Origin of the sequence: Enterobacter sp. 01-M-02-SI-ECC (assembly GCF_047530595.1) — a bacterium.
GTDB classification, from domain to species: domain Bacteria; phylum Pseudomonadota; class Gammaproteobacteria; order Enterobacterales; family Enterobacteriaceae; genus Enterobacter; species Enterobacter cloacae_M.
Genome location: NZ_JBLKCZ010000065.1, coordinates 1 through 3,583, shown reverse-complemented (window position 1 = coordinate 3,583; position 3,583 = coordinate 1). Strand labels below are relative to the sequence as shown.

Below are 3,583 nucleotides of genomic sequence, written 5' to 3'. Positions count from 1 at the left end.
CGATACCAATAAGCGCAATGTTTTCCATGATGGTTCTCCGAATGAAAGCCTGTCCTCAGCATAGTACTGGGAAGGAGGGAGTGACCATCTCATTAAATATGGATTTAAGAGAATTACGCACTGCTGTAGTAACCGTGACAGAGTACTCCTGTAAGAGAGAGTCAAAAATGCCGTCCACTTGCTCTAACGAAAGAGGAGAGCAAGAGAAAGGGATCAAAAGATCCACAAGCTCTGAAAATTCTATACTCTCTTTTGAGACGAAAAAGATCGCTGCCTGCCCCTTAAAGTGACGCCTGATCCTTAACAATTCCTGCTGCAGTCTTGCAATCGCTCTGATGTCATCTTTCAATACGGAACAGGCGTTCTGTATGACATAAATCCGACCCGTCGGATCGTCATCCGCAATGGCTTTTAAATCCTGATACAGCAATGCGTCTTGATCCGGTTTCAGAGCCCTTTTTGTCTTAAAATCAACCCAACCATACCCCAGATTCCACTCCTTTACCCTGAAGCCCAGTGTGGTCGCAACGGTCTCGATTTCTTCATCGATTCGATTGACGTCCTGGCCCAGAATCTGAATGCCTGTTACACCGGAACGAATGGCCTCAATAATGCCTTTAATATCCATACTTAAAATCCAAACAGAGAGGCCACGCCGCTACAGAACGATGAAACACCACTGCCTATTGCTGACCCCACCAATTTAACGGAATCAACAACTGCAGATACAATTCTCTTTCCACCTTCATAAATCGCTTCTCCAACGGTACTTCCTGCCATGCCGCCGACCACCCCACCAACAAGGCCCCCAATAGCAGTCCCCACGGGTCCCAGAACGGTTCCCAGTGCAGCACCTATGCCCGCTCCCTTGGCCCCACCGACAAGTCCCCCCACAAGGCTGCATGTGACACTGCCGGCTTGATCAAGCGCTTCTTCCGCTGTGATTTCTCCGGTTGCGTATTTGTAGAGAACCTTCGCGTTTTCAATACCGATGCACACAGCATTAGCAATTCTGCCAGCCGGTGTATTTTTTAACACAGTGCCCAACCAGCCACTTTTCACTGCTACGGTCACAGCACCCGTGACAGCGACGCTTAACCCCGAGGTCGCCGCCGATTTCAGAGCACTCTGTACAAACTCCTGGAGGTCTTCTTCAGCACTATTATTTTCTTGCCCTGTTATTCCCTTCCAGATCCGCCGCCCGAGAATACGTGCCCCCTGAAATCCCACAGACAAAAGAGCCGCAGTACCCGCGTTTTTCCCGATATTTTTTGCAATATCGATCCTGCTGGTCTCGTTCCAGTCATATTGTTTGGCTTCGGCTTTTTCCTGGGCTCTGCGTTGCCTCTCTTTGGCTTCCTGTTTAGAAAGCGGCTTCGATTCAACGCCATCAATTTCTATTGTTTCAGTACTGCCAGGTATGTCTTCAGACTGCCCTTCAGGCACCAACTTGCGCTGCCCCCGATAATCACCCTTTTTAAGCAATGTGTCTGTTGCATCCGCATCGGCCCCATATTTGGCCTGATAGCGACGTACAATTTTTCCCTCGCCATCCCGAATCACAACATCTACCGAATTTTTGCCATATGTCCCGCCGGATTTGGGTTTTAACACTTCAGCGCGGTATTCACTGCCTTTGGCTACTGCATCAAGGTTGAAGGTATCAGCATGGTGCTGTTCAGCAATAAAACCATCCAGATTAAGCTGCTGGTTCAACTGGCCATCGTTCCGGTAAAGCAAATCAATGTTTGCTTTGTTTGCCGTCTCAATGGCGCTATCAATTATCGTGGCGTATGCGCCGAAGTTGGTGACGCCGCCTGCCGTTGCACCCTGCTCAATTTTCCCCGCCAGCCAGTTGCTGGTACTTAATCCTTTGCTGTGATGTGCCGCCAATTCTTGCTGAGAGGATCGGAAAATCGCCACCTCCTCAACAATCTCGCTAGCCGCTTGTTGGCGTTCCTCTTCAGTGCGCCAAATATCCGGATATTTAGCGAATTCAAGGTTAAGCCAGGCCTTACTGGAGAGATCAGGCGATTTATCTCTGTAAGAACGAATAAATGAACCAATCACTCTGCGAGTTTTGTTTGCCCCCGCTGGCGTAACCTCTATCTGTCCAGCTAAAGCGTCTGCCTGAGCTTCACTATGATGTGCGCCATTCGTTATCAGTGTCGGTAAATCCACATTTTCCTGATTCCTTTCCATTATGCTCCCCTACCAATAACCTTGATCATCATTCGCAATAGAGACTGACGCTGCAATATTTGACTTCGTACGCGCATCGAGCTCAATGGACGCCGGTAACACGTTCGGGTTTCGGGACTGGGTACGCAGGGTCACAGACATTGTCACTCGCTGGAAAAATTCATGCATCTGCCCGGCGTTTTCCGCATAAAAAAGGTCATGCGGCGTGCCCTCGGTAAATCGCTTCAGAACCGCCTCATCCGCATCACGCCCGATAGCCATTGCCATGCGGTCACATTTGGACGAGCGTCCTTCGAGAATAAAGTCCTCCAGTGGCCTTTCCCAACGGTCATTAGGCTGTCCGTCTGAAACGAGAACAATCGTCGGCCTGTAAGCGCGGGACGGCGTGGTTTCCTTGTCTTCAATCATGGCCTTGGCCATTTCGAGTGCGGTTCCCATCGGGGTCATACCGCTTGCTTGCAGACCCTGCCACTGCACCTGAGAAGCCCGGGTGTAGGGAACATGTAGCTCAACCTGATCGCCAAAAGTAATGACGGAAACCAGGATCTCGGTCTCCATTTTCTCTTCCTGCGCAAAGGCATCCAGCATATCCCTGACGGCCTTGTTCAGGTTATCGATTTTCTCTCCGGACATACTGCCACTGACATCCAGAAGCAGGACGACGGGAAGCGGCCTGGCGGTCGGTGCGGTGAATTTTTTTGGATCAAACATGGGTTATCCTCCTGATACGCTTGTTGGTTATCATCTTGACCCTGAATCCTGTTTAGCATCCCATCCGTCTACTGAACCTCTGACATCACTGGCTGTCGCCCAGATTTGACGGTGTTGTTCTGTACGTTGCTGAATGCTTTTCATTTTATATGCTGCTGTACGATGCTTTGTTGGGCGGCCTCCACCAGAGCAAACATATCCTGACCTCACGACGAGGCCAGTCCAAAGGATTCCGGACTGATGCCACCGGGATGCCCGTAATACCGGGCATGATTGCTAAGCACTTCAATGTAATCGAAGATATCCGCCCGGACCACCTCCCGAATTTTGTTTATTCTCTTCCTGATGCGTTCTTTTTTACGTGAACTGAAGAACGATTCGGTGAAAGAATTGACGCGCCTGTGTCAGTCGCAGACATCTGACATGGATGAGGTCCGATACGATCCATAGATAGCGTTTACGGACGGTATCGCGTTTTGGTACCGCAGGGTCTCTTTGTCCGATAGCCCTTCGCCTGTCCATCTGTCAACACTGACTTTTGTTTGCGGATCACTACACATCAGCACAAGGGGCTAAGGAAGGTGCGAATAAGCAGGTCATTTCTTCCCAAGCTGACTCGCTGATTAAAATTTCGCGGATCTGGGCCGATTTTTTTCCCGCAAACACATCG

General features: G+C 49.9%; 3 protein-coding genes and 2 pseudogenes. All 5 read right to left on the bottom strand.

Annotated elements, in window-relative coordinates; genetic code table 11:
- Positions 1 to 55: 55 nt before the first annotated feature.
- Complete coding sequence (locus tag ACMWLG_RS25425) at positions 56 to 628, bottom strand: hypothetical protein (RefSeq protein ID WP_414763057.1); 573 nt, start codon at positions 626 to 628, stop codon at positions 56 to 58.
- A 2-nt stretch (positions 629 to 630) separates the two neighbouring features.
- The gene (locus ACMWLG_RS25420; protein WP_045620707.1) at positions 631 to 2,202 is read right to left on the bottom strand and encodes a hypothetical protein; all 1,572 of its coding nucleotides are present in this window, start codon (positions 2,200 to 2,202) and stop codon (positions 631 to 633) included.
- A 9-nt stretch (positions 2,203 to 2,211) separates the two neighbouring features.
- Positions 2,212 to 2,913, bottom strand: coding sequence for a vWA domain-containing protein (locus ACMWLG_RS25415; RefSeq protein WP_045620708.1), 702 nt, complete (start codon positions 2,911 to 2,913; stop codon positions 2,212 to 2,214).
- A 48-nt stretch (positions 2,914 to 2,961) separates the two neighbouring features.
- Positions 2,962 to 3,057: pseudogene (locus tag ACMWLG_RS25410) on the bottom strand (type I restriction endonuclease subunit M); the annotation flags it as partial.
- A 62-nt stretch (positions 3,058 to 3,119) separates the two neighbouring features.
- Positions 3,120 to 3,305: pseudogene (locus tag ACMWLG_RS25405) on the bottom strand (IS3 family transposase); the annotation flags it as partial.
- Between the last annotated feature and the right edge of the window lie 278 nt (positions 3,306 to 3,583).